This is a genomic window from Paratractidigestivibacter sp. (assembly GCF_052362415.1).
Taxonomy (GTDB): domain Bacteria; phylum Actinomycetota; class Coriobacteriia; order Coriobacteriales; family Atopobiaceae; genus Paratractidigestivibacter.
Genome location: NZ_DAWEMK010000132.1, coordinates 1 through 3,404, shown reverse-complemented (window position 1 = coordinate 3,404; position 3,404 = coordinate 1). Strand labels below are relative to the sequence as shown.

At 66.7% G+C, this 3,404-nt stretch carries 3 protein-coding genes; all 3 read right to left on the bottom strand.

The annotated features are described in order from the left end of the window. A partial coding sequence (locus ACT84W_RS09740; protein ID WP_444329067.1) for an iron-containing alcohol dehydrogenase occupies window positions 1-233 on the bottom strand: 233 nt, incomplete at its 3' end. A gap of 155 nt (window positions 234-388) precedes the next feature. Beyond that, complete coding sequence (locus ACT84W_RS09735) at window positions 389-952, bottom strand: PTS sugar transporter subunit IIA (protein WP_444329066.1); 564 nt, start codon at window positions 950-952, stop codon at window positions 389-391. A gap of 210 nt (window positions 953-1,162) precedes the next feature. Further along, window positions 1,163-3,220 carry an ATP-binding response regulator gene (locus ACT84W_RS09730; protein ID WP_444329065.1) on the bottom strand — a complete coding sequence of 686 codons (2,058 nt, stop codon included), beginning with the start codon at window positions 3,218-3,220 and terminating at the stop codon, window positions 1,163-1,165. Window positions 3,221-3,404: the final 184 nt, after the last annotated feature.

Genomic DNA, 3,404 nt, shown 5'->3' with positions numbered 1-3,404 from the left:
GTGACGAGGCGGTCGATCTCCGCCTGGGAGCACTCGCCGTTGAACTCGTCGAAGGTGGGCGCGACGCCCGCTGCGGCAAGGCTCGCCTCCACGCGATCGCCGAAGCGGCGCTTGCCGCCGGCAGAGATGACGACGAGGGCGTGGGCCCCGTAGACCTTGACATAGTCGCCCAGGCGATCGAGCTCGCCGGGACCCTGGATGTACTTGCTCGGGCTGATGAACACGCGTGCCATGCTGGTTCCCCTCTACGTATACGAATAGTGCCGGGAGGCCCCCGCCTCCCGGCACTTACCGTACTCCTTTGCCGTCGCCGCCGTGCTCGCGGAGGCGCAGATTCGGCGACCGACTCGAAGCGACGACGGACGGCGCCCGCGTCTGAGCGCCGTCGCTAGCGCCGAACCGCCAGCAGCGGGTCGCCGAGCTTGACGAGCGGGCGGCCGCCGAGCAGCGTCCCGGACTCGTCGATGCGGTCGACGGCGTCGAAATCGTCGCCGTTCGAGACGGCGACGACCACCACATCCTCATGACCGGCCGCCTCGATGGCCGCGCGGTCGAAACGGATGAGCGGGTCACCGGCACGGACCTCGTCGTTGCTCTCGACGAAGCGCTCGAAGCCCTTGCCGTTCATGTCCACCGTGCCGATGCCGATGTGGATGAGCAGCTCGATGCCGTCGGCGGTCGCCAGGCCGATCGCGTGGTTGGTCACCGTCGTGGCGCCCACGCGGCAGTCGCACGGCGCGTAGAGCACGCCGTCTCCCACGGGCAGGATACCGTACCCCTCGCCGAGCAGGCCCGCGGAGACGACCTCGTCGTTGACCTCCTTGAGGCTCACGAGCACGCCCGAGAGCGGCGCGTAGACGACGTCGCGGCGCGTGGCAAAGATGGCCTGCGCGGGCGCCGGCGCGTCGGGGGTCCAGCCGAACGAGGTGCGGATCTTTTCGAGCAGTCCCATATGAGCTCCTTCGAATTCGGGGCCGTAACAACTTCGTAATCTTCATGATAACGCCGTTGAGCTGCTCGTTTATCGGTTAGGTGGGCCTTTTTGACGATACCTCTCGAACGCCGCTGCGCGCGCGAGCGCGCGACGCCTGCCCGCGTGCTCGCCCACCCGAGCCCGTCATTCGCGGACGCCCCGCGGGGACTGGCCCTCCGCCGCGCTCGCCTACCCGAGCGCGTCGGCCAGCGTGCGCATCAGCTCCGCCGCGTCGATCGGCTTGGAGATGTGCCCGTTCATTCCCGCCTCGAAGGACCGCTGCCGGTCCTCCTCGAAGGCGTTCGCCGTCATGGCGAAGATCGGCAGCTCAGCGGCGAAGTCGCTGCCGAGCGCGCGAATGGCGCGGGTCGCCTCGTAGCCGTTCATCACCGGCATCTGGATGTCCATGAGCACGAGGTCGAGCCCTCCTGGGCCGGACATACGCACCGCCTCGACGGCGTCCTGGCCGTCGCAGACCGCTCGGACCGAGAACCCCGCCTCCTCAAGGATCTCTTGCGCGATCTCGCGATTGAGCTCGTTGTCCTCCACGAGCAGGACCTTCTTGCCCGCGAAGTCGACCGGCGTGCTCGCCTCGTCGGGCGCGGGCGCGACCTCGTAGGAGCGCGAGAGGATGTCTCGCAGATCGGACATAAAGAGGGGCTTCTCGCAGAACGCCGTCACTCCGGCCTCGCGCGCCTCGTCCTCGATGTCGGTCCAGTCGTAGGCCGTCAGGATGATGATCGGCTTGCTGTCGCCGATGACCTGGCGGATGCGGCGCACGGTCTCGATGCCATTCATGTCGGGCATGAGCCAGTCGATGATGTAGGCGTAGAACTCCTCGCCGATCTCGATGGCGTGCCGGGCGCGGATGACGGCTTCCTTGCCCGAGACCGTCCACTCGGAGCGCATGCCGATCTCGTGCAGCATGCCCGTGATGGAGAGGCATGTGTCGGTGTCGTCGTCGGCAACGAGCGCGCGCAGGCCCTGGAGCTGGTCGATCTTCTCGTAGACCTTGTGCTCGCCGCTGAGCTTGAAGGTGAGGAAAACGTCGAACTCGCTGCCTTGGCCCTCGGCGCTCTTCACGCTGATCGTTCCGCCCATGAGGTCGACGATGTTCTTCGTGATGGCCATGCCGAGGCCCGTGCCCGGCACCCCCGAAGACGTCGCGCTCTCCTCGCGGGCGAACGACTCGAAGATGTGCTCCTGGAACTCAGGGGTCATCCCGATGCCGGTGTCGCGCACGATGAAGTGGTAGCTCGCGTAGCCCTCCGGCGCGCCCGTGACCTGCTTGATGCGCAGGCTGAGGGTGCCGCCGGTGCGGTTGAACTTGATGCCGTTGGAGAGGATGTTCAGGAGCACCTGCGTGAGGCGCAGCTTGTCCGTGACGATGTCCTCGTCGCGCACGTCGACGGTGTCGATGAGGAAGTCGAGCTGCTTGGAGACGATGTTCGGCTGGATGATGGTCCGCATGTCGTGGAGAAGGTCGGGCAGGTGCAGCGGCTTCTGCTCGATCTTCACCTTGCCGGACTCGATGCGGCTCATGTCGAGCACGTCGTTGATCAGGCTGAGCAGGTGCTCGCTCGAGGTGGCGATCTTCTTCAGGTACTCCTTGACCTTGGCCTCGTCGTCGACGTGCGAGGCGGCAAGCGTCGTAAAGCCGATGATGGCGTTCATGGGCGTCCGGATGTCGTGCGACATGTTGTTGAGGAAGCTCGTCTTTGCCTGGTTGGCGTACTGCGCAGAAAGAAGCGCCCCCTCGAGCTCGCGGCGGCCCTGCTCGACGCGCTCGCGCAGCTGCTCCTCGCGGTCCTCGAAGGTGCGGTCGAGCACGACTGCCAACGCGCGGACGTCGCCTGCCTCCTCACCGTCGTACATGTAGAGGTGCAGCTCGACGAGCATGGGCTCGTAGAGGGTCGACTTGGCCCAAAACTTGTGCCAAGCGTGTTTCTCGCCCGCGCGAAAGCGCCCCACCAGTCGATCCGTGTCGAGGAAGCCGAGGAGGTCGGCGCGCTCGTCGTCGGCGAGGTCATCGGCGAGCGCGCAGGCGACGTCGGATATCCTCGAGCCGTCGGTCATGTGGATGTGCTCGACCACGCCGCGCGGCTCCGCGCCGGCGCCCGGCAACAGGGCCCCGCAGATGATGCCCCTCGTGAGGTCAGCCTCGAAGACGGCGTGCGCGCAGCAGGCGAGCGCCTGCTCGAGCGCATCGATCCTCTTTGTGTTGTTCGGTGTGCCCATGTATGCCATTCGGTCGCTCGTTTTGCCCAACCGGACAATTATAAGGTACGCGTGGCGGGCCCCCGACGCGAAATCCCGCCGGCGCATCGACCCCGCTGGCCGATGCGCCGCGGGGCACGGCCCGCCACCTGCATATGATTGGGAAGTTGCGCGCCGAGGGGGCGCGCCTCGACTTTGGGGGAGCCACGTGGAC

Coding starts and splice junctions, on each gene's coding strand:
- ACT84W_RS09735 (WP_444329066.1), bottom strand. CDS start 952: ATGGGACTGCTCGAAAAGATCCGCACCTCGTTCGGCTGGACCCCCGAC.
- ACT84W_RS09730 (WP_444329065.1), bottom strand. CDS start 3,220: ATGGCATACATGGGCACACCGAACAACACAAAGAGGATCGATGCGCTC.